Source organism: Streptomyces rubellus (assembly GCF_036323805.1).
In the GTDB taxonomy this organism is placed as follows: Bacteria; Actinomycetota; Actinomycetes; order Streptomycetales; family Streptomycetaceae; genus Streptomyces.
On sequence record NZ_JAZDCX010000008.1, the window covers coordinates 64,901 to 89,521 of the forward strand.

General features: G+C 70.5%; 15 protein-coding genes and 1 pseudogene. 11 read left to right on the forward strand and 5 right to left on the reverse strand.

Features of this window, described 5'->3' with window-relative positions:
- Positions 1–119 precede the first annotated feature (119 nt).
- Positions 120–1,007, forward strand: a complete 888-nt coding sequence (locus V1L54_RS11520; protein WP_330117840.1) for a helix-turn-helix transcriptional regulator — start codon at positions 120–122, stop codon at positions 1,005–1,007.
- A gap of 716 nt (positions 1,008–1,723) precedes the next feature.
- Here V1L54_RS11520 and V1L54_RS11525 read toward each other — a convergent pair.
- Positions 1,724–4,033, reverse strand: coding sequence for a beta-L-arabinofuranosidase domain-containing protein (locus V1L54_RS11525; protein ID WP_330117841.1), 2,310 nt, complete (start codon positions 4,031–4,033; stop codon positions 1,724–1,726).
- A gap of 575 nt (positions 4,034–4,608) precedes the next feature.
- Positions 4,609–4,830 carry a hypothetical protein gene (locus V1L54_RS11530; protein WP_330117842.1) on the reverse strand — a complete coding sequence of 74 codons (222 nt, stop codon included), beginning with the start codon at positions 4,828–4,830 and terminating at the stop codon, positions 4,609–4,611.
- A 1,523-nt stretch (positions 4,831–6,353) separates the two neighbouring features.
- Here V1L54_RS11530 and V1L54_RS11535 point away from each other — a divergent pair.
- Together V1L54_RS11535 and V1L54_RS11545 are read left to right on the forward strand one after the other, a co-directional pair.
- Positions 6,354–8,018 carry a hypothetical protein gene (locus tag V1L54_RS11535; RefSeq protein ID WP_330117843.1) on the forward strand — a complete coding sequence of 555 codons (1,665 nt, stop codon included), beginning with the start codon at positions 6,354–6,356 and terminating at the stop codon, positions 8,016–8,018.
- A gap of 738 nt (positions 8,019–8,756) precedes the next feature.
- A pseudogene (locus tag V1L54_RS11545) lies at positions 8,757–11,635 on the forward strand (Tn3 family transposase).
- 90 nt (positions 11,636–11,725) lie between these two features.
- Here V1L54_RS11545 and V1L54_RS11550 read toward each other — a convergent pair.
- Complete coding sequence (locus V1L54_RS11550) at positions 11,726–12,313, reverse strand: TetR/AcrR family transcriptional regulator (protein WP_330117844.1); 588 nt, start codon at positions 12,311–12,313, stop codon at positions 11,726–11,728.
- 94 nt (positions 12,314–12,407) lie between these two features.
- Here V1L54_RS11550 and V1L54_RS11555 point away from each other — a divergent pair, with 94 nt between their 5' ends.
- From V1L54_RS11555 to V1L54_RS11565, 3 genes are all read left to right on the forward strand, one after another.
- Positions 12,408–13,448, forward strand: a complete 1,041-nt coding sequence (locus V1L54_RS11555) for an NAD(P)-dependent alcohol dehydrogenase (protein ID WP_330117845.1) — start codon at positions 12,408–12,410, stop codon at positions 13,446–13,448.
- A gap of 212 nt (positions 13,449–13,660) precedes the next feature.
- On the forward strand, positions 13,661–14,629 hold the full coding sequence (locus tag V1L54_RS11560) for a recombinase family protein (RefSeq protein ID WP_330117846.1): 969 nt from the start codon (positions 13,661–13,663) through the stop codon (positions 14,627–14,629).
- A gap of 356 nt (positions 14,630–14,985) precedes the next feature.
- Positions 14,986–15,693, forward strand: coding sequence for a hypothetical protein (locus V1L54_RS11565; protein WP_330117847.1), 708 nt, complete (start codon positions 14,986–14,988; stop codon positions 15,691–15,693).
- Positions 15,694–16,062: 369 nt separating this feature from the next.
- On the opposite strand, the gene V1L54_RS29465 is transcribed toward V1L54_RS11565, so the two are convergent.
- Positions 16,063–16,728: a hypothetical protein gene (locus V1L54_RS29465; RefSeq protein ID WP_443076590.1), complete on the reverse strand. Its 666-nt coding sequence runs from the start codon at positions 16,726–16,728 to the stop codon at positions 16,063–16,065.
- Between the two features lie 203 nt (positions 16,729–16,931).
- Here V1L54_RS29465 and V1L54_RS11575 point away from each other — a divergent pair, with 203 nt between their 5' ends.
- Positions 16,932–17,504, forward strand: coding sequence for a GNAT family N-acetyltransferase (locus V1L54_RS11575; RefSeq protein ID WP_330117849.1), 573 nt, complete (start codon positions 16,932–16,934; stop codon positions 17,502–17,504).
- 257 nt (positions 17,505–17,761) lie between these two features.
- Here the strand turns inward: V1L54_RS11575 and V1L54_RS11580 are convergent, their stop codons facing one another.
- Entirely contained in the window at positions 17,762–19,318 is a 1,557-nt protein-coding gene (locus V1L54_RS11580; RefSeq protein ID WP_330117850.1) for a GH39 family glycosyl hydrolase, read from the reverse strand.
- Positions 19,319–19,773: 455 nt separating this feature from the next.
- Here V1L54_RS11580 and V1L54_RS11585 point away from each other — a divergent pair, with 455 nt between their 5' ends.
- The 4 genes from V1L54_RS11585 to arfA all read left to right on the forward strand — a co-directional run bounded on the left by V1L54_RS11585 (position 19,774) and on the right by arfA (position 24,611).
- A complete protein-coding gene (locus V1L54_RS11585) occupies positions 19,774–21,045 on the forward strand; it encodes an ABC transporter substrate-binding protein (RefSeq protein WP_330117851.1) in 1,272 nt (423 codons plus the stop codon).
- A 142-nt stretch (positions 21,046–21,187) separates the two neighbouring features.
- A complete protein-coding gene (locus V1L54_RS11590) occupies positions 21,188–22,078 on the forward strand; it encodes a carbohydrate ABC transporter permease (RefSeq protein WP_330117852.1) in 891 nt (296 codons plus the stop codon).
- Positions 22,078–22,980 (forward strand): carbohydrate ABC transporter permease, encoded by a 903-nt coding sequence (locus V1L54_RS11595; RefSeq protein ID WP_330117853.1) that lies wholly within the window; start codon positions 22,078–22,080, stop codon positions 22,978–22,980. Before V1L54_RS11590 ends, V1L54_RS11595 begins: the two co-directional genes overlap by 1 nt.
- Positions 22,981–23,111: 131 nt before the next feature.
- The gene (arfA, locus tag V1L54_RS11600; RefSeq protein WP_330117854.1) at positions 23,112–24,611 is read left to right on the forward strand and encodes an arabinosylfuranosidase ArfA; all 1,500 of its coding nucleotides are present in this window, start codon (positions 23,112–23,114) and stop codon (positions 24,609–24,611) included.
- The last annotated feature ends 10 nt before the right edge of the window (positions 24,612–24,621 follow it).

Here is a 24,621-nt window from a genome sequence, read left to right on the forward strand (position 1 = left end):
CATGCGATGAGCGGGCCGACAACCATGCAACCGCTGCGTCGGCGAACGAGGGAGTCACCGCTGAAAGATGTAATGGCAGGGCACCCCACCAGGCCCTGCGGCTGCCTAGCCTGGAAGGCATGGACCACCGCAGCGAGATTCGCGAGTTCCTGACCTCCCGCCGGGCCAGGATCACCCCCGACCAGGCCGGGCTGCCCAGCTACGGCACCCGCCGGGTGCCCGGACTACGCCGCGCCGAGGCCGCGCAGCTCGCCGGGGTCAGCGTCGAGTACTACGCCCGCCTGGAACGGGGCAACCTCACCGGGGTCTCCGACGCCGTCCTGGACGCGATCGCCCGCGCCCTGCGGCTGGACGACGCGGAACGGGCCCACCTCCACAACCTGGCCCGCGCCGCCAGAACAAGTCCGCGCCGACGCCGCAAACCGGCGGCCCCGCAGGGCGTGCGGCCCAATGTCCAGCGCCTCCTCGACACGATGACCGACACCCCGGCAGCCGTCATCAACGGCCGCACGGACGTCCTGGCGAGCAACGCACTCGGCCGCGCCCTGTTCGCGCCGCTCCACGACACCACGACGCGGCCTCCCAACCACGTCCGGTTCATCTACCTCGACGCCCGCTCCCACGACTTCTTGGACAACTGGGACCAGGCCGCGGACGACGCCGTGGCCCTGCTGCACGTCCATGCCGGCCGCAACCCCTTCGACCCGGACCTGACCGCCCTGATCGGCGAACTGTCCACCCGCAGCGAGGACTTCCGCACCCGCTGGGCCCGCCACGACGTACGCCGCCACACCACCGGCGTCAAAAACCTCCACCACCCCGCCATCGGCACCCTCCACCTCACCTTCGAGGCCATGGCACTCGTCGCCGACGACGACCTGACCCTCCTCGCCTACTGCGCCGAACCCGGCACCGCCTCCGAGGACGGCCTGCGCCTGCTGGCGACCTGGGCGGCCACCCACGACCAGCAGCGGAAGCCGACGGTTCGTACCGCCGACGAAACCTGAGCGACCGGACCGGCCCCTGCGAGCACCCCACGAACGCCTCAACCGTCGTCGCTGTCGCACCGTGCTCATCCCGACGAGCCAAAACTGTCGGAGCTGTCTCTCCCCGGCTTTCCCAGCTCTGCGAGCCGCACCTGCAGGAGTCGGTCATATGCCTCCCCGTCGAGAAGACCGAGCTGCTGCGGCGCCTTGAGCAGCGCAACCAGCGCGAGGACGCGCTCACCGTGACCCCCGAGGCACTGGACGACTTCTTCTCCCGCTTCGAGGAGCCGGCCCCAGCCGGGAACGCGATCGTCTACATCGGGGATCTGAACGCTGTACTGCGGTAGAAACCGGTACTCCTAGGGACTGTAAGACGTTCGGCTCTGTCTCACATTCGGTGGTGACGGAAAGTAACAGTGATGATGGGCAGGCCGTCGACCAGAACCCTCAGGTCCGCGCACCGTAGCGATCGTTCTCCGGTACCGGCTGACCAGCTCGGCGTCTGTCCGTAAGAGTCAGGCGCGCCAAGCTCAGCGACCTCGGTGCGCTGCCATCCGTTCGAACTGTCAAGGTCAGAGCGCCGGTCGCACTCTCCGCAAGCAGCGCCGTCCAACTCTTACTGTCCGTCACCACTGAATGTGAGACAGAGCCGCTCGTTCGACAGACCCGCAGGACAAGGAGCAGGGTTCCGTTCGATCGGCCTGTGGCGCCTCGCCCGTGTCCCGCCCGGCCGGTCGTCACCGCACGACGCGCCACCGATTGTCGGCCGTGCCGTTGTCCGAGTCCTGGACCGCGAAGGCGCCGATCGCGGTGGAGCCGTTCTCGATGGCGAGCAGCTTCCCGCTGTGCGCGTTGCGGATCGTGCAGGTGCCGTCACCCTGGTCGAGGAGGGTCCACCGGTGGTCGGCGGTGCCGTTGTCCGACCACTGGAGGACGGTGGCGCCGTCGGCGGTGGACATGTCCTGCACACCGAGCACCTTGCCGCTGTGGACGTTGCGGAAACGGAAGGCATCGTCGTCGGGGATCATCTCCCAGTCGTGGTCGGCGGTGCCGGAGTCGCTCCACTGCAGGGCGCGGCCGCCGTCGGCGGTGGACATGTCCTGGATGCCCAGCACGAGGCCGCTGGCGGCGTTGACCAGGCGGACGGAGGCGAGGCCGCCGGTGTTCCAGTAGACGGTGTAGTTGCGGCCGTGCGCGTCGTGGAAGGGGCCGAGCGTGACGGTGGACCCGTTCGCGGTGGCGGTGAAGGCGAGTGCGGTGGGGCTGGTCCGCCTGATCGAGGACGTGTCCAGGGAGGGGAGGGAACCGAGGGCGGTGTCGCCGTAGTCGCCGGACAGGACGACCGGGCCGTAGGTGATCGCGGCGACGTCGGGGGCGTCGTTGGCCGGCCGCACGACGGTCCGCATGGGCAGGCGGACGGTGACGGTGTCGCCGGGGGCCCAGGCGCGGGTCAGGGACGCGTAGCTGCCGGGAGTGGCGGTGATGTTCTGCGCGGTGCCGTTGACGCCGACGGTGGCCCCGGTGGTCCAGCCGGGGATGCGGACGCGCATCGTCCAGGTTCCGCCGGTGTCGCCGGTGACACGCAGGGTCGTGGTGTCGCTCGCCGGGTAGGACGTGGTCTGGGTGACGGTGATACCGCGCCGGGCCCAGGTGAGCACCGAGGGCACGAACAGGTTCACGGTCAGTGTGGTGCCGGCGTGGAAGTAGATCGAGTCCATCAGCCGGGTGTGCATCTCCAGGCCCGTGCCCTGGCAGCACCAGAAGGTGGTGTAGTCGGTGCTCCAGGTGCCGCCGCCCCAGGCCGGGCCCACGCCACGCCGGCCCCCGGGGTTGAGCGGGGTGAAGTAGGTGACGTGGCCGTGCGGGTCGGCCGGGTTCTGCTGGCCGATCACATGGTTCAGCCACGCCTGCTCGTAGAAGTCGAACAGTGCGGCCCGGTCCGGGTCGAGGGCGAACAGTTCCCGGGTGAGGGTGAGCATGTTGACGGTGTTGCAGCTCTCGCACGTGTCCTGCCTGAGGTGGGCGGCGATGGCGTTCGGGGCGCGGAAGTGCTCGGCCTGGCTGTTGCCGCCTATGGCGTAGGTGTGCGCGCCGACGCAGATGTTCCAGGCGTTGGCGGCGATGTCCCGGTAACGGGCGGTGCCGGTGGCCTTGTACTCGCGGACGGCCCCGATCCACTTCGGCACCTGGGTGTTGGCGTGCAGCCCGGCCAGCCTGTCCTGGCCCACCGCCAGCGGGTCGAAGACCGCGGTGTGGTCGAACCGCTGGGCGACGGCGAGCCACCGTGCGTCGCCGGTCTGCTGGTGAAGGTCGGCCAGTACGGCGTTCATGCCGCCGAACTCGGTGCCCAGCACGGCCTGCATCTGGGCGGCGCCGAGCCGGCCGGTGCGCCGGTCGACCCAGCCCGCCAGTGCCAGCAGCACCTCACGGGCCTGGGTGCTGCCGATGTGCCGCCACACGTCCAGCAGCCCGGCCAGGGTCTTGTGGACGGTGTAGTACGGCACGTTCCCGTTGGACAGGGTACGTGCTTCCAGCGCGGTGAAGTCGGACTCGGGATAGCCGGAGAGATACCCGGCACCGAAGCCCGCGGCGCTGTTGTTGGCCTGGCACCTGGCCAGTTCCGCCACCATGTACGTCGCCTTGTCCCGGCAGACGGTGTCCCCGGTCACGGCGTACACCTGCGCCCAGGCGGTGAGGAAGTGCCCCTGGGAGTGGCTGCGGAAGGGGAAGTCCGGCGCCTCCCAGCCGCCGGTGGCGGACGCGCCGTTGGTCGGCAGGCGGTGGTTGGCGCGGAAGTTGTACAGCAGCCGGTCGACGTCGACGAATCTCAGGTAGTTCCGGGTGCGGTCCTGGTTGTCCAGCCAGCGGCTCGCGGTCAGCCGGACCTGGCCGAGGTCGAAGGGGAAGGCCAGGGTTCCGATGTCGGCCCGGACCGGGGGAACGGCCGCTCGGGCCGGGAAGCCGCCGACGAGGGGGCCGGCGGCGGAGGCGGCGGCTGTCGCCCCGGCGAGTCGGAGGAGGCGTCGCCGGCTGAGGGAGGGGGACATCGTGCACCTTTCTGCGCGGGCAAGCGGTGACCGCGACTTGGAGCGTGCGGCTGGGGTGAGGCCGGGCTTGTGGTCGGGGCCCTGTCAGGCGCCGGAGGAGCGGACGATGCGGGTGATGCTGTCGTGCCGCCGGAGGGCGGCCGGCCCTCGTTCATCGGCGCGCCCCGGGACTCCCGGGGGAGGGGGTGCGGAGAGCACGGTGCACGCTCCCGTCTCGGTCCAGGAGCCGGTCGGCACGGTGAGGCAGGTGTGGGGATGGGAGCCGGCCCACTTGACCGCCGGCACCCCGGGACAGGTCGGGCAGCGCTTGCCGCCGGGGGTGACGACACTGCCGTCGACGCCCAGCCAGTCGTCGGCGCCGAAGCGCCCGCCCTTGTGGGAGCACGGCCCCTTGGGAGGTGCTCGTCCTCTCCGCGACGTGCACGCGCTGGAACTCGATGCCGCCGGTGCGTCCGCCGCACCACCGGCACCCGGGCGGTCTGCCCGAGCCCCTCGGCCGCGGGCGCCGTCCGCATGGCCGGGAGACCCGTGTACGGCATCGCCATCGGGTGGTGGTAACCGCGGTGGCACGTCAGCTACGGGTTCACGCCGTCGCCGTTGACCGGACCGGTGAACAAGGGTGGGGTCGTGGCGTCGGCGGGTGCTCCCGCCGCTCCCCCTCCCGGTGCGGTCACCCGGTGGGCGAGGGCGAGCAGGGAGGTGAACAGGGCTCCACCCGCCGGGGCGGGAGCCACCGGAACGGTGGCCTGGGAAGAGCACCGGCGGGTCGGGCCGTCGAACGGTGCAGGGACACGCATGGACATCTCCTCGCGCGGGGAGGGGAGCCGAGCAGTGGGCGGCGTACCTGACACCGTCCTGCCGAACTGTTCACTGTCGGCGGCTGCCGCGAAATGCGGCGGGAGCGGAGCAAGCCGCCCAAGTGTTCGTAATATCGAACGTCGTTCGGTGACTCGTCGAGACGATAGTTCGTCGGATAACGGGTCGTCAATGCGACCGGCGTCTGCAAATCGGCCGACGAGCCAAGAGCGTGTCCTATGTGGTGAGACGGATCAGCCGCCTGTAGCAGAGGAGGGCTGCGGCCAGGCCGAGGAAGGCAGGCCGGCCAGGCCGGACTCCCCCACTCCCGGGGCACCCGGCGCGGTGCGTTCCCCCGGTTCGAACAACGCGTCCGGACGAGCGGTGAGACAGGTGTGGAACTCACCCCGGAGGCGTGACAGTTGTGCCAATGCCTCTTGCCGGGCGCCGCGTTGCGGCAGACCCGCCCTTGCGGCCTTCGTGCTGGACGTGTGTGTTCCTTGGTCGGAGCACATGGACGGACGAAGACCGCTTCCGCGTCCGCCGGATACCGAACCGAGTGATCAAGTTCGAGACGCCACTCGGCACCAGACGTTGAAGCTCAAGCCAGGTGCCCACCTCCAGCGCCCCTCCCCCGGGACCATCCTGCGCCTGCTCCCGGGAGCGCTCACCGCCACGCCGGGAACCCCGGTACGTCGGGACGTGACCTCGACGCCGACCGCGACGCACCCGATCCACGATGTCCTGAGGTGATCCGGTGACCACCGTCAGCGCCGACCGCATCCGCAGGGGCGGAGCCGTGGTTGCAGCCACTGATTCACGTGCACCCTCCTGTGCACGGCCCGATCGTGACCACCGGCGACACGCGCTGGACCGGTCGATCCGACACAGACACCACCAGGCCGTCGTCCGACACCGCCACCACCGAAAACGCGGCCCAGGGCACGAATCGCCGCCGGAGTACTCAGAAAGAACAAGCCCGGACGCGGCCGGCGCCTCGGCGGCTCACCCGTGTGGCGGTGGAAGGTGAGCCCGCGGGCAGGAAGACAGGACGGGAGGCCATCGGCCGAGCCGGTCGCGCCCGGCCCCGGTTCCACGGCGCCGGTGTCGCCGGTCACCGAGGCCGCCGCGCGTGACACGGGCCACGCCGGGTGACCGTGGGACACCCCGGCTTTGGTACGGTGCCTCCGGCGGCGGTCGGGTGCCACGAGCGCGCCCGCCCCGGTGGGTCCGCCGGGCCTCGGCTCCCGGACCGGGTCAAAGCCCCGTTCGAAAAGCGGAGTCGATGAGCTACGGGCGGTTTCGCAGGTCAGCAGGTTTCTCCCTGTGGATACGGACTGCCGCACCGGGGCCACGAATATCTCCCGCCGTCCGCTACAGTCCGTCCACCTGAATGTGGCACAAGGGGGCGTAGATGCGTCGCGGCACATGCCCGATCTGCGAGCACCGGGCACCGGTGGCAGGCGGGGTCATCAGTTACCACGAGAGCGGTGGCCAAAGCTGCCGTGGAGAGGGACGTACAGCCGTGGAAGAGCGGTTCTCACGTGAAAGCGCCCCGAGCGACGCCCGGACGAAGGCGGTCATACGCCTGGCCGCGCTCCTGACGGTGGCCGGCCTGCTCGTCCTCGTTCTCGGAGCGGTCCTCGGCTCCCTGCCCCTCCTGGTGGGCGGAGGCGTCGTCTTCGCCGCCGCGGGCCTCGGCGTCCTCGTCGTCCGCCGCGCCCCGGCGGGCCTGCGGGGCACCACCCGGGAGCGAGCCGAGGAGCGGGGGGCGGCCGCCGCGGAGACGTCGAACACCGTCTCCGCCGAGCAGGAACGACAAGAGGAGCCGGACGAGGAGAAGGAGGAGGAGCGCCGCGAGCCCGAGGCCGCGGACGCCGCCCCCGCCCGGCAGGAGACGGAACCCGAGGCACCGCGCGAGGAGGAGCGTCCCGAGCCGGAGGGAGAGCACCCCGAGCCGGAGGCGGCGAACGCCCTGCGGAACGCGGTCCGTGAGCTGCTGAGCGGCCTGCCCGAGCGGGAAGCCCCGCTGGAGAAGGCGATCGCGTACTGCCTGTCCAGGAGGGACTCGGCTGACGACCCCTGGGTCCGGGACGAGGCCGAGAAGCTGGCGCGTGAACACGTCGCCGCGGACGAGCGCATCCTGTGTGTGGCTCTCTCGGGGAGCCGCGAGGACGAGGGGCGCCCTGCCCTGCTCGTCCTCACCGACCGCGGCGCGGCCGTGTCGGACAAGGGGGAGTCGCACCGGTTCGTTCCCGGATCCGAGGACATGTTCGACCCCGTGGGAGACGCGGCGTGGGGGTGGCTGTCGGTCGGAGAGCTGACCTTCTTCTTCCGCGACAATCCCGACCTGCGCGCCGCCCTGGCGGCTCGGGAGGAGACCGCGACCACCGAGGCGTCGGAAGCGACCGCCGTGCCGACCGTCGACGAGCCCATCGCGTCCGCCGACGAGCCTGGTGGCGACGAGGTCCGGGAGCCGGAGACGGTCACCGACGAGCCCGCCCAGGCCACTGACGTACCCGAGCCGGTCGCCGACGAGCCCACCGTCGTCGAGCCCGTCCTGGTCGCCGACGAGGCCTCAAAGGCGCCTGCCGACGAATCCGAGCCGTCTGCCGTCGAGCCCACCGTTGCCGAGGAGTCCGCCAACGACGAGAGTCCGGAACCGGAAGCCCCTGCGGCCGAGGGCGAGGTCGAGACACCCCGGGCTCCGGAACATCCCCGGGTCACAACCGACAACGACCCCCCTGTCGGCGAACATGCCGCGTCCACCGAGGAGTCCGACGGCAGGAGTCCGGAGGCGAAGGCCCCCGCCGACGAACCGGAGCCGGTCGCCGGCGAGCCCACCCCGGTTGTCGACGAGCCTGCCGCCTCCGCCGTCGAGACGGAGCCGGCCGTCGGCGAGCCCACCGTTGCCGAGCCCGTCACGTCCGCCCACGAGCCGTTCGCCCAGCAGACGGAGGCCGCCGGAATGGAGGCCGAGACCCTCCGCAAGATCGCGCAGGCGGTCGTCACCGACCAGAACGCCAGCATCGTCTACGTTCAGGAGCGCTTCTCCCTCTCCCGCGTGGCCGCACGCCGTGCCCTCGACGCGCTCGAGGCGCTTGGGCTGGTCTCGGCTCCGGCCAAGAACGGGCGGCGCAAGGCCATGGTCACGTCCCTCGATCACCTCACCGCGTCGGGCGAACGCTGAGCCGTGTGCGGTGCCGGGCGGAACCCGCAAGGTAAGGGGGGTGCGCCGGCTGCCTTCCACGGTGCGTGGGTGAGTACAGGGCCGGAGGGCGCCCCCCGGGGGGCGCCCTCCGGCCGCTTCATTCGTCGCCTTCCGCCGGCAGAGGCCGGACCGTGAGGATCTGCTGGACGTGACCGGCCGGGCCGTCGGTATCGTGCAGGACCGTGCTGGTGAGGCACTGCCCGGGGGAACCGAAGGTGACCGCGGTGTCCGATCCCGTCCATGAGCCCCGGGTTGGCGGCGGAGGCGGCGTGGGTGCCGCCGCACGGGATGCGCTCCCGGCCGCTCGGCAGGTGACAGGTCCGCCGGCGGCGGGCGGGCAGGTGGAACTCCTCGCGGTCGATGCGCGCCGCGATGCCGGGTGCAGGCAGGCGGCGCGGGCCGTGGATCCCGCCGCAGCACGGCGCGTGGGCGATGCGGCCCTGTTCTCGTATAGCTGCCGCCAGGTGGCGTGTAGCACTGAGTAACCGCCATAGCCCTCGTTTCCCCGGGCTGGCCGCCTCGTTGAGCTGAACGAGTGACGACGAGGGGTGAATGGGTGCGGCAGGACTGGGAGCCGGAAGACCTGATCGAGGTCTGGACGCTGCTCGAAGACGACATGAAGCGGGTGCGGAACAAGTCTGGGGCGACCCGGTTGGGCTTCGCATTGTTGCTCAAGTTTTTGAGGTGGAGGCCCGGTTCCCGGAGTCCGCCAAGGAGATGCCCGCGGCGGCGGTGGAGTACGTGGCCCAGCAGGTAAAGGTCTCGGCCGGGGTGTGGGCGAACTACGACTGGCAAGGCGACCGGATCAAGAGGCATCGCAAGGAGATCCGGGAGGCATACGGGTTTCGGGCAAACACCGAGGAGGACCAGGAGCGGCTGGCCGAGTGGCTGGCCGCTGAACTATGTCCGGTGGAGCTGTCGCGGGATCGTCTTGCGGCGGCGGTGGTGGCCCGGTGCCGTAACGAGTGCATTGAGCCGCCCGCCCCGGGGCGGGTCGGGCGGCTGGTGGGCAAGGCGGTCAAGGACTTCGAGGCCCAGTTCTGCCGCAGCAGGGTGGAGCGGATCTCACACGCGACGCGTTCGCGTCTGGAGGACCTGGTCGCCGGCAGCGAGGCCGAGACGGGCGAGGGAACCGGTGGTGAGGGCACGGTGTCGGGCGGCGGGCGGTCGCACTTCGCCGAGCTGAAGGCCGATCCGGGGGCGCCGGGACTAGAGAGCCTGCTGGCGGAGGTGAACAAGCTGGAGCGGGTGCGGCGGTTGGAGTTACCTGCGGACTTGTTCGCGGACGTGTCGGAGAAGCTAGTGGACGCGTGGCGGGCGCGGGCGTCGAAGGAGTACCCGGCGAACCTGGAGCGGATGAAGCCGCCACGGCGCCTGACGCTGCCGGCTGCGCTGTGCCATGTGCGGCAGACGGAGATCACTGACTCCCTGGTGGACCTGTTCATCCAGCTCGTGCTGAAGATCAACACGCGGGCGGGGCGGAAGGTCGACAAGGAGCTGAACGCGGAGCTGAAGAAGGTCCGGGGCAAGGAGGGGATGCTGCTGCGGATCGCGGAGGCGGCGTTGTCCGAGCCGTCCGGCACGGTGCGGAGGGTGATCTTCCCGGTGGTAGGCGGGGAGAAGACGTTGAAGGCTCTGGCGGCGGAGGCCGCGGCGAACGAGGCCCGCTACAAGGCGCGGGTGCGTACGGTGCTGCGGTCGTCGTACTCGGCGCACTGGCGCCGGATGCTCTCGCCGCTGCTGGGCGCGCTGGAGCTGAAGTGCAACAACACCGCCTACCGGCCGGTGATGGACGCGATCGACCTGCTCCAGCGCTACCTGGACCAGCCGCTGAAGGAGGGCGCGTTCTTCGACCCGGCGGAGAGCGTGCCGCTGGCGGGGGTGGCGCCCGAGCACTGGCGGGCGGCGGTCGTCGACGACAAGGGCCGCGTCGAGCGCATCCCGTACGAGCTGTGCGTGCTCGTGTCGCTGCGCGACGCGGTGCGGCGCCGGGAGATCTGGGTGGTGGGCGCGAACCGGTGGCGCAACCCGGAGGACGACCTGCCCGCCGACTTCGAGGACAACCGGGACGTGCACTACGCCGCGCTGGGCCAGCCGCAGGACGCCGGGGAGTTCATCGCTGCCCTGCAAGGCAAGCTCCGCACTGCGCTGGACCGCTTCGAGCAGGCGCTGGCGGAGGGCACGACGGGCGGGGTGGCGATCGTCAGGAAGCACGGTGAGCCGTGGATCAGAGTCTCCCCGCGCGGCAAGCAAGAGGAGCCGGAGAGCCTGGTGGCGGTCAAGGGCGAGATCGAGCGGCGCTGGGGCACCATCGACCTGCTGGACATCTTGAAGTACGCCGAGTTCGACACGGACTTCATCGCCGAGTTCACCTCGGTGGCCACCCGCGAGAACCTGTCCAAGGACGTGCTGCGGCGTCGCCTGCTGCTGGTGCTGTTCGGCCTGGGCACCAATATGGGCATCAAGCGGGTCGCGGTCACCGGCAAGCACGGCGAGAGCGAAGCTACCTTGCGGCGGGTGCGGCACCTGTTCGTCAACCGCGCCAACATGCGTACGGCCCTGCGCAAGCTGGTGAACGCCACCTTCACCGTCCGGGACGAAACGTGGTGGGGCACCGCACCGCGTGCGCCTCGGACAGCCGCAAGTTCGGCGCCTGGTCCTCCAACCTGATGACCGAGTGGCACCAGCGCTACCGCGGCCCCGGGGTGATGATCTACTGGCATGTCGAGCGGAAGTCGGTGTGCATCTACTCCCGGCTCAAGTCCTGTTCGGCCCCCGAGGTCGCCTCGATGATCGAGGGCGTGCTGCGGCACTGCACCGACATGGAGGTGGACCGGCAGTACACCGACACCCACGGTGCCTCCATCGTCGGGTTCGCCTTCGCTCACATGCTCGACTTCAAGCTGATGCCGAGGCTGAAGAACATCGGCTCCGCGAAGCTGTACCGGCCGGCCGCCGGAGAGGACGACAACTGGCCGAACCTGAGCCCGGTGCTCTCCACCAAGACGATCGACTGGGACCTGATCGCCCAGCAGTACGACCAGATCGTGAAGTACACCACCGCCCTGCGCCTGGGCACCGCCGAGGCCGAGCAGGTCCTGCGGCGCTTCACCCGGGGAGGGCCCAAGCACCCGACGTACCGGGCGATCGAGGAGCTGGGCCGGGCGGTGTGGACCTCCTTCGTCTGCGACTACCTCGCCGACGTCGAGATGCGCCAGGAGATCCACGAGGGCCTCCAGGTCGTGGAGAACTGGAACTCCGCGAACAAGGACCTCTTCTACGGCAAGGACGGCGACCTGGCCGGTGCGGACAAGGAATCCCAGGAGGTGAGCATGCTCGCGCTGCACCTGCTCCAGTCCGCGTTGGTGCATGTCAGCACGCTGCTGATGCAGGAGGTCCTGGCCGATCCGAAGTGGGCGGACAGGCTCACCGACGCGGACCGGCGGGCGTTGTCGCCGCTGTTCTGGACCCACGTGAATCCGTACGGCCGGTTCGAGCTGGACATGAACAGCCGCCTCGACCCGGACCTGTCCATCCGGGCTACGGTGCCCGGCCCGCGCGCCCCGCAGGTGGAAGCAGTCGAAGTTCCGGTGTGAGACCTGGGCTCCGGTCCTGGCCGGACCCCAGGCAACATGCGTTAGTGCCGCCAGGGGTGTTGGTGCCAGTCATGAGGGGGATGCGTCGCCTCAGCCGGCCGCGGTGGCGTTTTGGACGCAGTCGCGGAGCAGGGCGCGGCGCTGGTCATGTACGTCATCGGGTTCTTGGCTGCTGGCCGCGTATACGTTGCTGACCGGTGACCAGGCCATGGACATGGCGATGACCATGGCCATGATGTCGAACGGGTCACCCGCGCGGACCCGCCCGGCGGCCTGGGCCTCGGCGATGGCCGTGAGCTTGCGGTCGTCGTAGTGCTGGTGCGTCTCGACGAGGTGCCCGGTGGGCCGACGCTCCAGCCGTGTCCAGGTCGCCAGCCGGATGAGGTCGGGGCGGCGCAGGTATTCGTCGTACAGACGGACGGCCCACTCCGCCAGATCGTCGGCGTCGATGGGCACAACGTTGGTGATGCGCTCCAGCGAGCTGAGGAAGATCGCGTCGAAGAGTCGCTCCTTGTCGCCGAAGTAGGCGTAGAGCTGAGCCTTGTTGGTGCGCGCCGCCGCCACGATGCGCTCGATGCGCGCCCCGGCGATGCCGTGCTGGGCGAACTCTTCCGTGGCGGCGTCCAGGATGCGCTGGTAGGTCGCGGCGCCTCGCGAGGTCTGCGGCTGTTCCGGCATGTCCGCAGCCTACCAAACAGAACAGTTGGTTTGCCTCGGTGTGCGATCGCCCCTACGCTGCAACAGACAGAACAGTCTGTTTAAGGAGAGACGCATGCGGACGACCGACGGATGGCAGGCGGCCGGCCCGACGGAGCTGCGGCGCGTCCGGCTGGAGCGCCGTGACCTGCGCCCGGACGACATCGCGGTGCGGGTCGACTACTGCGGCGTGTGCCACAGCGACCTGCACGCCCTGCGCACCCACGACCAGCACGCGGAAGCACCCCTGGTGCCCGGTCACGAATTCACCGGCGTCGTGGCCGGGATCGGCTCCGAAGTGACCGCCTTCTCGGTCGGCGACCGCGTCGCGGTGGGCAACATCATCGACTCCTGCGGCGAGTGCGCCATGTGCGAAGCCGGACAGGAGAACTTCTGCCACTCCTTCCCGACCCTGACCTACGGCGGGACCGACCGGCAGGACGGGTCGACCACCCTGGGTGGCTACTCCCGCGAGTACGTTGTGCGCGACGCCTTCGCCCACCCGCTCCCCGCCGGGCTCGACCCGGCCGCGGCCGCCCCGCTGATGTGCGCCGGTGTCACCGTCTGGGAACCCCTGCGCTCCCTCGGCGTGGGCCCCGGCAGCCGCGTCGCCGTGGCCGGCCTCGGCGGCCTGGGCCACCTCGCGGTCAAGATGGCCGTGGCACTCGGCGCCACCACGACCGTCATCAGCCGCACCCAGGACAAGCGCGACGACGCCCGGGAGCTCGGGGCCCACGACCTCATCGCCTCCACCGACACCCAACAGATGGCCGCGGCCCGCGACACCTTCGACGTCGTCATCGACACCATCTCCGCCCCGCACGACCTCGCCCCGTATCTGAAACTGGTGGCGATGGACGGCACCCTCAGCCTCCTCGGGTACCTGGGCCCCGTCACCGTCGAGGCCACGGACCTGCTCATCGGCCGCAAGAAGCTCAGTTCCGCAGGCAGCGGAGGCCGCCCGGCGACAGCCGAGATGCTCCAATTCTGCGCCGACAACAGCATCGCCGCCGACATCGAAATACTCCCGTCGTCACAGGTGGACACGGCCCTCGACCGCCTCCGGCGAAACGACGTCCGCTACCGCTTCGTGCTCGACATGTCCGACCTGGACTGAAGAGACGGTGGGCCGGGCCATGCCGTGCGGGCCGGACGGCGGTGCGCGTATGGCCCGGCACCCCGCCCTCTCACAAACGAGCCTTTCCCGGAGCATGATCAAGAACGGTCCACGGGAGCGGCCTGGAATCCGGATTCACTGTCACAAGTCGTTCTCACTCAAAAGTGCGTTGCGGCCCGTTCTGGGAAATGTTTGTGACAGCACCCGGGGTCATGACGGAGCCTCAAACCGCACACGCTTCCGACGCCGACGAGGTCGAGCGGCACCCCTGCCCGCGCTGTCACGCATCGTCAGGTTCCCCCTGCCGCTCGCGCTCCGGCGCGGTCGCCGGCACCTACCACACCGGCCGCTTCACGAAGGTATCCCGGCTCGCGAAACTGCTGCGCGTCCCGACGCCCGCCGACCGCGGCCCCGGCCAGCCGTGGCGGCCCGGCACCCCCGTCCCAGCGCCGATCGACCCGGACACCCCGACCGCGGACATCCGCATCGGATACGCGAGGTGCTCCAGCCTCGCCCAGGAACTCCAGTCGCAGCTCGACGCGCTCGCCGCCAAGAACATCCCGCGGGACAAAATCTTCTCCGAGAAGATCAGCACCCGGGTACGTGTCCGCCCGCAGTTCGAGGCCGCGCTCGCCGCGGCCCGGGAGATCAAGGCGCGCGCCCCGCACTGCCGGGTGATCTTCACGGTGTACGAGATGAAGCGCCTGGGACGCGATGCCGCAGAGCTGACCGCCCTCGCCGACCACCTCACCGCCCACGGCCTGGTGCTGGAGATGCTCGCCGGGCCCCTGGCTGGGATCTACGACCCCACCGGACCCGGCCGCCTGCTGTTCGGGGTCTTCGCCGCGATGGCCGAGACCGAGCGCGAGAACATCCGCGAGGCCACCCTCGAAGGACTCGATGCCGCCTCCCGCAAAGGCAAGCATGGCGGCCGGCCACCGGTCATCACCGATGACATGCTGCACACCGTGCTCCGCCGCCGCACGCACGGCGAGACCGTCGAGACCATCCAGCCGGACCTGATCATCCCCACAGGCCGCCGGAAGGGCCAAAACCCCAGCCTCTCCAGCATCTACCGGGCACTCGCCGAGCACGAGAAGGTCCAGGCACACCCGGAAGCCGTCGAGATCGCGCACGCCGACTTCGCCGCCCTCCAGCAGCGCAACCGCAGCCCCAAGTAGTCACTCAGTGCTACACGCCGCCTGGCGGCAGCTATACGAGAGCAGGGCCGATGCTGCTGCTCCTGGTGTGTGCGGCCCTGGTCTGAGAGCCCCACGGGGTTCGGCAGGCGGCAGCCGCGCGGCAGGGCGCCGCACCGGGGAGTGCGGCACTCCCGGCGGACAGTTCCTCACCAGCCGGGCTCGGCACGGCCGCCACCGGCCTCACATCCGGGCGGCACCCACCGGAAACCACGGGTCCGCGCCCTGTCGGTGACTCCGCCGGGCACGGCGGGGGGGAATCGGGTTGCCGACGGCCGCCGGCGTGACCAGTCCGAGCCCATGAGGTATTCCGTACGCCCCGCCGGCCGGTGTCGCGCATGCGGCTGAGGCTGAACGAGTTCCGGCCGCGCATCGGTCCGCACGAGTACCGCGTCGTCCAGCCCCGGACGCCGCTGCGGCACACCACGCTCAGCGATCCCCTGAAGGGGTGGGGCTACCTGCTGGGCGACCACGACGGGCTGTCCCGGCTGGCGGCCCTGTTCTCCTTCGCCGCGTTCTCCCGCCACACGGTCGTGCACGTGCCGCTCAGGCGGAGCCTGCCCAGACAGGTCGCGCCCGGTGTGCCCGTCGGCCTTGTCCTCGTCCACCGGTCGCCGGGCCTGCGCCCGTACGTCTGGCCGCAGTTGCGCCGCAGGCTGACGCGCGGCACCCCGCTGACCGTGCGCACCGACGAGCGGCGCACCGCGGCCCACGCGGACGCCTGGCGGTGCCGGTGGGAGGACCACTGGTACCGCATGGATGTACGTGACCGGATACGTCCGGCCGTCCACGCCCGGACGCTCTTCCTGTACGGCGGCCGCGACGTCTTCGCCTCGGCCTGTGTCCACCTGGAGCTGGCGGCCGACTTCGGGCCCCTGCAGGAGGGGGTCGACCGCGGCCGCGACGTGCTGGTCACCTCGCTCACCACGCACCTGCCGCTGGGGCACGGCCCCTGGCCGAAGCTGGACATCGGCTTTCAGGCACGCCCGTCCTACCGGCACTTCCGGCCGCCGGGCCGGTCCGCCCGGTACCACTCCCCCGCCTGAGGGGTGAGGGGCGGGGGCGCGGTAGGCGTGGGACAGACCGGGCGCAGTACCCGCGCCGGTGGGACACCGCAGACCGGACGGGCGTGTCCTGCGGCGTGTGCGCCCGTACCGGGATCCGACTCCCCCCGCCGGTCGTCTCCTCGGTGACCGGCGGGGCCGGTCCTGGGAACACCGCGTTCACAAGCTCGCCGGCATCCCGCACGCCACGCCGATGGCACCCGGTCACCCTCGCGCCACCGCCGAAAGCCGGACAGCGCCGTCCGGTCGGCAGGCCTGTTCGGGTCCGGAGGGACCTGTCGTCCTGCACGGCGGTCCGGGAGGGAAGGGCTGTCTGCGCACTTTCTTCCGCGCCGAGTGCGGCGGCATCGGCTACCGCTGCCCGCCCGAGTCCACCGCGGCACACGTCCGCACGGCGCCGTGGAACCACCCGTGGTCACGCTCGGCCAGGACCTGAAACTTCCTGCGGCACATCGCCCCGGACGGCGCCCCGTACACGGCCGGCTCGGTGGTGCGCCGGCTCTCCCGGGGCCTGGCCGCGACCGTGTGAACGGCGCCGGGACCGTACAGCGGCGGAGCGACACCACTGCCGCTCGGGGCAGCCGCGGTGGTGTCACCGCAGGGGTGTCCACCGGTCCCGGGGCGTGTCGTGGGAGTGACCGGGTTCCGCCGCCGGCCCGGCGCAGGTCGTCGGGCACCGAGGTGGCGAGCAGACGCTTGTCGGGCTCGGCGGACAGGGCGGCCACCCCGCACAGTGCCGTGAGCGCGCGCAGCCAGGTCACCGGGTTCTTCCGGTTCGGCGCGGTCACCAGTTGCCTGAGCATGGTGAGCTGGTCGAAGCGGACCCGCTCGCAGACCGGGTTCTTCCTCCTGGTCGAAGGGGAAGTAGGCGGTCGTGCGGACGCGGCAGCGGCCCTGGGTCGGCGGGACCGGGCCCAGGGGTCCCCGGTGGGTTCCCGTGAGCCAGAACGCGGCGATCACCGCGTCGGCGCTGTGGCGCAGCTCGATGATCTCGTGGTTCTGGTCGGGGAAGGCCACCCGGGTGTCGCGGTGGTAGCCGCGGACCTCGGCGTGGCGGCATGACGCTCGCTGCTCCCGGGCCGGCCTCGCAGCCCTGCCGGCGCACGTCCTCGCCCGCAACGCCCGCCACGTGCTGGAACGGGCCGTATCGGACGGCGGTGCATGTCGTGTTCCCCGGAAGCTGGGCTGTGCCGCCGTGCGCCCCGTGCCATCGTGGCGACATGACCATCGAAGTTCGTCCGGCCTCGGTCTTCGAAGACGTCCGTGCCCTGCTCGGCCCGAAGTCGCCCGGGGCCAACGTCTGCTGGTGCCTGAGCTACCGGCTGCCGTCCAAGCTCAACAACGAGCTCCGCGGGCTGGCCCGCGGCGAGTACGTCGCCGGCCTGTGCCGCGGGCAGCCCCCTCCGGGGGTGCTCGCCTACGACGACGGCGAGCCGGCCGGCTGGGCCGCCGTGGCGCCGCGTTCGGACACCTCCTTCGCGCGCAGCCGTAAGATCCCGCATGTCGACGACCTGCCGGTCTGGTCACTGTGGTGCGTCCGCGTACGCCCCGGCCACCGCGGGAAGGGGGTCTCGCACGCCCTCATCTCCGGTGCGGTCGAGTTCGCCCGCGCCCACGGTGCACCGGCGGTCGAGGCGTATCCCCTCGACAGCGGTGACGCCAGGGTCGACATGACGATGGCGTACGCCGGGCTCCGGAAGAACTTCGAGCGTGCCGGATTCACCCATGCCGCCGACACCGCCTCGGTGCTGGCCGGCCATCCCCGGGTCCTGATGCGGCTCGACCTGCGCTGACAGACCGGCTCCGTGCCTCGGCCGGAGTACCCCCGGCCGAGGCACGGAGCCGGGTCGGCATCCGGTGCGCCGCAACGGTTCCGCTGCCCCCGCACCGCTCGCGGCCACCGGAGCGGCGGTCCTCGAAGGAACTCTGCCGCTGAAGGACCCGCCCCCTTACGCGCCGACTCCAACGTCCACAACGTCATGCCCCGCAACAGCCAGCGCACCGACGGGGCGCGGCCCGCCACCGCAGCCCCGGCGGGCGGGGAGGGCGCTCACGGCCGGTCCGCGGAGGTGCCGGGGTCCTCGGGGTCCGAGGTACCCAGGCCGAGCAGCCGGTTGTCGCTCCACCACTGTGGCGTCTCGTCGACGACCGGGGTGAGCTCCAGCAGCGTCACCTCGTGGCGGCCCAGGACGAGGTCCACGTCGGCGCGCCCGCCGGTGACGGGCACGCTCCGGTGCGAGCGGGCGGGTTCGGCGGCCTCGCGGAGGGCGTCGAGCCGGCGGTTGCCGGGCGCGAGAGGACGCCCCATCTCGCACCAGGCGGCCCAGGGGTTGCCGGCGTCCTCGCCCACGGAGCGGCGGCGCGCGAAGGCGGAGCCCCGCGCGTCCGGGGCGCCGACGGGCAGGGACAGCCGGAGGGTGTGGCCGTCGACGGGCTCGCCGCCGGTCGGGTCGGCCGGTGCCCAGGCCAGTACGGTGACGCGTCCGTCGCCGTGCCGCGTCACCAGGTGGTCCTCGCCCCGGGCGAGCACCTGTTCGCCCATCTCGGCCATGAACGTGTACAGGTGGTAGGTGGGCTTCTTGATCTGGCGGTGTGTCAGCAGTCCGAAGCCGCCGTGGAACGGCGCGGTGGGGATGCCGACCTCCTCGAACACGTCGCTGAACGTCCAGTACGAGAAGGAGTCCGCGACATCGCCCCCGTTCACCAGCACCGGCGCGAGGTACGCCGCGTGGAACGCGGTGTCGTGGACCGGGTTGTCGGGCCGGTACGAGGAGTTGAACTCGGTGATGTGGACCGGCAGGTCCGCCAGAGCGGTGTCCGCCAGCTGCCGCCGCGGGGCGCCGAACTGCTCCAGCAGCGCCGACGCCGGCATGAGCGTCTGGTGAGTGCCGAACGGTACGGGCTGTTCGGGGCCGGAGGAGTAGGCGTGGCGGCTCACGAAGTCGATCGGCAGGTCGCGGGCCTCGACGAAATCGGCGAAGCGCCGGATCCACCCGTCCTCGTAGCCCGGCGCCAGTGAGGGGCCGCCGACCTGGAGTTCTGCGTCGACCTCCTTGACGGCCAGCGCGGTCACCTCGTAGAGGCGGTGGTAGGCGTCCTGGTCCGCGGCCCAGAAGATCTCCAGGTTGGGCTCGTTCCACACCTCGATCGGCCACCGGCGCACCTGGTCGATGCCGTAGCGGTCGACCAGGTGCCCGATGACGGCGCGGACGAGGTCCGCCCACTCCTTCTCGTCGCGGGGAGGAGTGATGTTGCCCTTCCACCAGAAGACGGTCGCCTCGCCGGAGGCGAGTCCGGACGGCATGAAGCCGAGTTCGAGGAAGGGCGCGATGCCCATGTCCAGGTAGGCGTCCACCACCTGGTCGACGTAGGTGAAGGCGTGGCGCACGCGCCGCTCGCCGGCGTACTCGTAGGGGCGGTGGACGCCCATCCCGTCGCTGAGCAGGCCGTGTCCCCGGATGTGGCGGAAGCCGATCTCCCGCTGGACGAGGTCGAGCGACTCCTGGTAGTCGCGCCGCAGCGCGAGGTCGAGCCGGCCCGTGCCGACGCAGTGGCGCCAGGCGTCGGAGAGCTGGGCTGTCGGCTGCCGGGGGACGACGATCCGCATGGTGGAGGTTCCTTTGCTGCGAGGCGGGAGCGGCGCGGGGTGAGGTTCGCCGGGGGCGGGCGGGAGCCGACCATGCTCTCGCTTGACGTGCTGCGCACCGTAGGGAGCCGGTGGAAACGGCGTCAAGGTGTCGGGCGGTCCACCTGCCGGCGCTCGGCGACGGCCGCCGGCGGGGCGCCACAGGTGTTCGGCAGGGGGCCGGCCTTCCGGATCGAGGCCCGGAAGGCCGGGGGTCCGGCTGGGTCGGCCGGGCCCGTTCGTGGTCGCGTATGACGGCGGCTGAGTCAGTAACGATTGCGCAACTTGCGAAAACTCCTGGTTGTCTCTCGCTCGTTTTGGACTGTACACCTTAGCTTCCGCTTCGCGGACAGCTCATTAGTTTGCGCAAACTAACGGCGGTTGGATCACTGACAACAGATCAGGGAGTTTCCACGATGATGAGGAAAGCCCGCAGCGTGACGGCTGCCGCGATCGGCTTGTGCGTCGCACTCGCCGCCACCGGCTGCGCCGGCGGCGGTGACGGCGGCGGCGGTTCGTCCGACGGCCAGGCCACGCTGACCCTCTGGACGAACGCGATGGAGGGGCGCGGTGCGGAGTACTGGAAGCAGGCCGCGAAGGAGTACCACGCGCAGCACCCGGACGTCACGATCAAGATCCAGTCGGTCCAGAACGAGGACCTCGACGGCAAGCTGCAGAACGCGCTCAACTCCGACTCCGCGCCCGACATCTTCCTGCAGCGCGGTGGCGGCAAGATGCAGGCCATGGTCAACGCCGGCCAGATCCAGGCGCTGGACCTGACCGACACCGACAGGGCGAACGTGGGCACGGCGGCTCTCGAGGGCGTCTCGATCGACGGCAAGGTCTACGCGATGCCGCTCGACACGCAGCCCGAGGGCATCTACTACAGCAAGGACCTGTTCGAGAAGGCCGGCATCACCGCGCCGCCGACGACGATGGACGAGCTCAAGGACGCCGTCGCGAAGCTGAAGGCGATCGGCGTCGCACCGATCGCGGTCGGCGCCAAGGACGCCTGGCCGGCCGCGCACTGGTACTACAACTTCGCCCTGCGCGAGTGCAGCCAGGAGGCCATGCAGGAGGCCGCCAAGTCGCTCGCCTTCGACGACGCGTGCTGGACCAAAGCCGGCGAGGACCTGGCCTCGCTCCTGGAGACCGACCCCTTCCAGAAGGGTTTCCTGACGTCATCGTCGCAGCAGGGCGCCGGGTCGTCGGCGGGCCTGCTCGCGAACCACAAGGCGGCCATGGAGCTCATGGGCAACTGGAACCCCGGTGTGATCGCCGACCTGACCCCGGACAAGAAGCCGCTCCCCGACCTGGGCTGGTTCCCCTTCCCCGCCGTGCCCGGCGGAAAGGGCGACCCGACCGCCATCATGGGCGGCGCCGGCGGGTACTCGCTGTCCAAGAACGCGCCGGAGGAGGCGCTCGGCTTCCTCCAGTTCGTCGTGACCAAGGAGCAGCAGGAGGCCTACGCCGAGGCCTTCGACACGATCCCGGTGAACAAGGACGCCCAGGGCGTGGTCACCGAGTCCTACAACATCTCGGCACTGGAGGCCTTCAACAAGGCCGCCTACTCGATGCAGTTCCTCGACACCGTGTACGGCCAGAACGTCGGCAACGCCATGAACATCGCCGTGGTGAACCTGATGGCCGGCAAGGGCTCCGCCGCCGACATCGTCAAGGATGTCGAAGCTGCCGCCGAGAAGGGCTGAGTAAGCAGACATGAGCAACACCCTGGGTACTGACACGGCCGACGGCCGCCAGACGCAGGGCACGCCTCGAGCCGGGGACGCGGCCAGGTCCGCGTCCCCGGCTCCGCCGCGAGCGGCTGCGCAGCGCCGAGGCCGTGCCAGGATGCGACTCGAGATCGCGGCCCTGTCCGCACCGGCGATCATCATGTTCCTGGCGTTCGTGATCTTCCCGGTCGTGCTCGCCGCGTACTACGGCTTCTACCGGTGGCAGGGCTACGGGGCGCCCACCGACTGGGTCGGCCTGAACAACTACAAACTGATCCTCACCGACCCCGCGTTCCACGACGTCCTGGGGCACAACGGCCTGATCCTGGTGCTCTCGCTGGTCATCCAGGGCCCGCTGGCGATCGTCCTGGCGCTCCTGCTCAACCAGCGGATCCGCGGCCGCTCGGTCATCCGCGTCCTGATCTTCGTGCCCTACATCATCTCCGAGGTCATCGTGGGCACCGGCTGGGGCCTGATGCTCCAGAGCAACGGAGCCGTCAACGGCCTGCTGCACCAGATCGGCCTGGGCTCCCTGGAGGCCGACTGGATCGCCGACCCGGACCTGGCCATCTGGACGCTGATGGCCATCATCTCCTGGAAGTACATCGGCTTCGCGGTGATCCTGATGCTCGCCGGCCTGCAGTCGATCCCCGACGAGATCTTCGAGGCCGCGCAGATCGACGGCGCCTCCTACTGGCAGATCCAGCGCCGCATCACGCTGCCGCTGCTGGGGCCGACGATCCGCATCTGGGCGTTCCTGTCGATCATCGGCTCGCTGCAGTTGTTCGACCTCGTCTACATCATCTGGGGCCAGTACGTCTCGGGCACCGCGGGCACCTCGACCATGGCGATCTACATGCTCGCCCAGGGCCGCAACGCGGGCAACTACGGCTACGGCAGCGCCGTCGCGGTCGTGATGTTCATCATCTCGCTCGTCGTCGCGCTGATCTACCAGCGCTTCGTCCTGCGCCGCGACCTCAAGGGCGCCGTCACAGAAGGGACCGTGTGATGAGCGCGACGACCGTCCCCTCCCGGACGTCCTCCGCGACGGAGCCGAAGGCACCCGCCGGCCGTCGCGGCAACCGCGGCAAGCCGGAGAAGTGGGGAAGCCCCGTCACCTACTTCGTCGCGCTGCTCTTCGTCGGCGTCTGCGTCGCGCCGGTGCTCTACATCGTGATCGGCGGGTTCCGCACCAACGCGCAGATCACCACGGACCCGGCCGCCCTGCCGAGCCCCTGGGTGGTCGGCAACTACATCGACATCCTGAAGTCGACGGTGTTCTGGGGCGAGTTCGCCAACTCCCTCATCGTCGCGATCGCGAGCACCGCCGGCACCGTCGTCCTCGGCCTGATGGTGAGCTTCGTGATCGCACGCTACGACTTCAGGCTCAAGGGGGCGATGTACTCCCTGTTCGCCGCGGGCCTGATGTTCCCGCTGGTCGTCGCGATCACTCCGCTGTACCTCGTCATCAAGGACCTCGGCCTCGTCGACAACCTGCTCGGCGTGATCATCCCGCAGATCGCCTTCGGCCTGCCGGTGACCGTCATCATCCTGGTGCCGTTCCTGCGAGCCATTCCGAACGAGATCGAGGAGGCGGCCGCGATCGACGGCATGAGCCGGCTCGGCTTCTTCTTCCGCATGGTGGTCCCGCTGTCGCTGCCCGGTGTGGTCACCGTCGGCATCCTCGGGTTCATCGGCAGTTGGAACAACTACATCCTTCCCCTGTACGTCCTCAACTCGCAGGCGAACTACACCCTGCCCCTCGGCGTCCAGGTGTTCTCCTCGCAGTACTCCACGGACACCGCGAAGGTCCTCGCCTTCACCTCACTCGCCATGCTGCCCGCGCTGATCTTCTTCTCGGTCTTCGAGAAGCGCATCGTCGGCGGTCTCACCGGCGCCGTGAAGGGCTGAGACCGGCACCGGGATCCGAACCGGACCCCCTCGCCTGCCCCTGCCACGCCCCGGCGGGGGCGGGCCGCTGATCGACGGCATCGCCCAGCCCGCGGCTTGCCCCGTGTCATCACTCGGAAAGGACCGTCGCATTGCCCCGCGCCCATATCGAGCTCGACAGGCAGGCCGTCATCGCCCCTGTCCGGCGCCGCACCTTCGGCTCGTTCGTCGAGCACCTCGGCCGCTGCGTGTACACCGGGCTCTACGAGCCGGGACACCCGAGCGCGAACGACGAGGGGTTCCGCATGGACGTCGTCGAACTCGTCAGGGAGCTCGGCAGCACGACCATCCGCTACCCGGGCGGCAACTTCGTCTCCGGGTACCGCTGGGAGGACTCGGTCGGCCCGCGCGAGAAACGCCCGGTGCGCCGCGACCTCGCCTGGCACTCGCTCGAGTCGAACCAGGTCGGCCTCGACGAGTTCGCCAGGTGGCTCAAGCTCACCGGCTCCGAGCTGATGCTGGCGGTCAACGTCGCCACACGGGGCATCCTGCCCGCCCTGGACCTGCTCGAGTACGCCAACCACCCGTCCGGCACGGCGCTGTCGGACCTGCGCATCGCCAACGGCACGCCGGACCCGCACAACGTGCGCATGTGGTGCCTGGGCAACGAGATGGACGGGCCCTGGCAGACCGGGTTCATGACGGCGGACGACTACGGCAAGATCGCCGCCCGCACCGCCGCCGCGATGAAGAGGGCCGACAAGGACCTCGAACTCGTCGTCTGCGGCTCCTCCGGGTCCAACATGCCGACGTTCGGCGACTGGGAGCGCACGGTGCTCGAGCACTGCTACGACCATGTCGACTACGTCTCGTGCCACGCGTACTACCAGGAGCACGACGGCGACCTCGGCTCCTTCCTCGCCTCGGCGATCGACATGGACTACTTCATCGACACCGTCGTGGCGACCGCCGACCACGTGGGGCACAAGAAACGCTCCAACAAGAAGATCAACGTCTCCTTCGACGAGTGGAACGTCTGGTACCTCGAGGAGCACCAGGAGTCCGAGGAGATCTGCGACGAGTGGCGCCACGCCCCTCGGCAGCTCGAGGACAAGTACACGGTGGCGGACGCCGTCGTCGTCGGCAGCCTGCTGATGACGCTCCTCAAGCGCAGCGACCGCGTCACCTCGGCATCGCTCGCGCAGCTCGTCAACGTGATCGCTCCGATCATGACCGAGCCCGGCGGCCCGGCCTGGCGGCAGACGACCTTCTACCCCTTCTCGATCACGAGCCGGCTCGCCTCCGGCGAGGTGATCCGCCCCGTGATCAGGACGCCGACGTACGAAACGGCGCGCCACGGCGAGGCGTCCGTGGTCGACGCCGTCGCGACCGCCGACGAGGACCGGGCCGCGGTCTTCCTCGTCAACCGCGGCCTGGAGGAGGCCGCGCAGGTCACCATCGACGTGCGCGGCCTCGGCTCGTCGCGCGTCACCGAGGCGGTCACGCTCGCCGACCCCGACGTGTACGCGAGGAACACGCTCGCCAAGCAGCACCGGGTGACCCCGGCCGCGAACGCGAGCGCGGCACTGGCCGACGGCCTGCTCACCATCGAGCTGCCGCCGACGTCGTGGACGGCGGTCGCCCTCCGGTGAGCGGCGGCAC

Bases quoted from the DNA above. Each gene is read 5' to 3' on its own strand.
- V1L54_RS11520 (WP_330117840.1), top strand. From the start codon at position 120: ATGGACCACCGCAGCGAGATTCGCGAGTTCCTGACCTCCCGCCGGGCC.
- V1L54_RS11525 (WP_330117841.1), bottom strand. From the start codon at position 4,033: ATGTCCCCCTCCCTCAGCCGGCGACGCCTCCTCCGACTCGCCGGGGCG.
- V1L54_RS11530 (WP_330117842.1), bottom strand. From the start codon at position 4,830: ATGCGTGTCCCTGCACCGTTCGACGGCCCGACCCGCCGGTGCTCTTCC.
- V1L54_RS11550 (WP_330117844.1), bottom strand. From the start codon at position 12,313: ATGCCGGAACAGCCGCAGACCTCGCGAGGCGCCGCGACCTACCAGCGC.
- V1L54_RS11555 (WP_330117845.1), top strand. From the start codon at position 12,408: ATGCGGACGACCGACGGATGGCAGGCGGCCGGCCCGACGGAGCTGCGG.
- V1L54_RS11560 (WP_330117846.1), top strand. From the start codon at position 13,661: ATGACGGAGCCTCAAACCGCACACGCTTCCGACGCCGACGAGGTCGAG.
- V1L54_RS11565 (WP_330117847.1), top strand. From the start codon at position 14,986: ATGCGGCTGAGGCTGAACGAGTTCCGGCCGCGCATCGGTCCGCACGAG.
- V1L54_RS11575 (WP_330117849.1), top strand. From the start codon at position 16,932: ATGACCATCGAAGTTCGTCCGGCCTCGGTCTTCGAAGACGTCCGTGCC.
- V1L54_RS11580 (WP_330117850.1), bottom strand. From the start codon at position 19,318: ATGCGGATCGTCGTCCCCCGGCAGCCGACAGCCCAGCTCTCCGACGCC.
- V1L54_RS11590 (WP_330117852.1), top strand. From the start codon at position 21,188: ATGCGACTCGAGATCGCGGCCCTGTCCGCACCGGCGATCATCATGTTC.
- V1L54_RS11595 (WP_330117853.1), top strand. From the start codon at position 22,078: ATGAGCGCGACGACCGTCCCCTCCCGGACGTCCTCCGCGACGGAGCCG.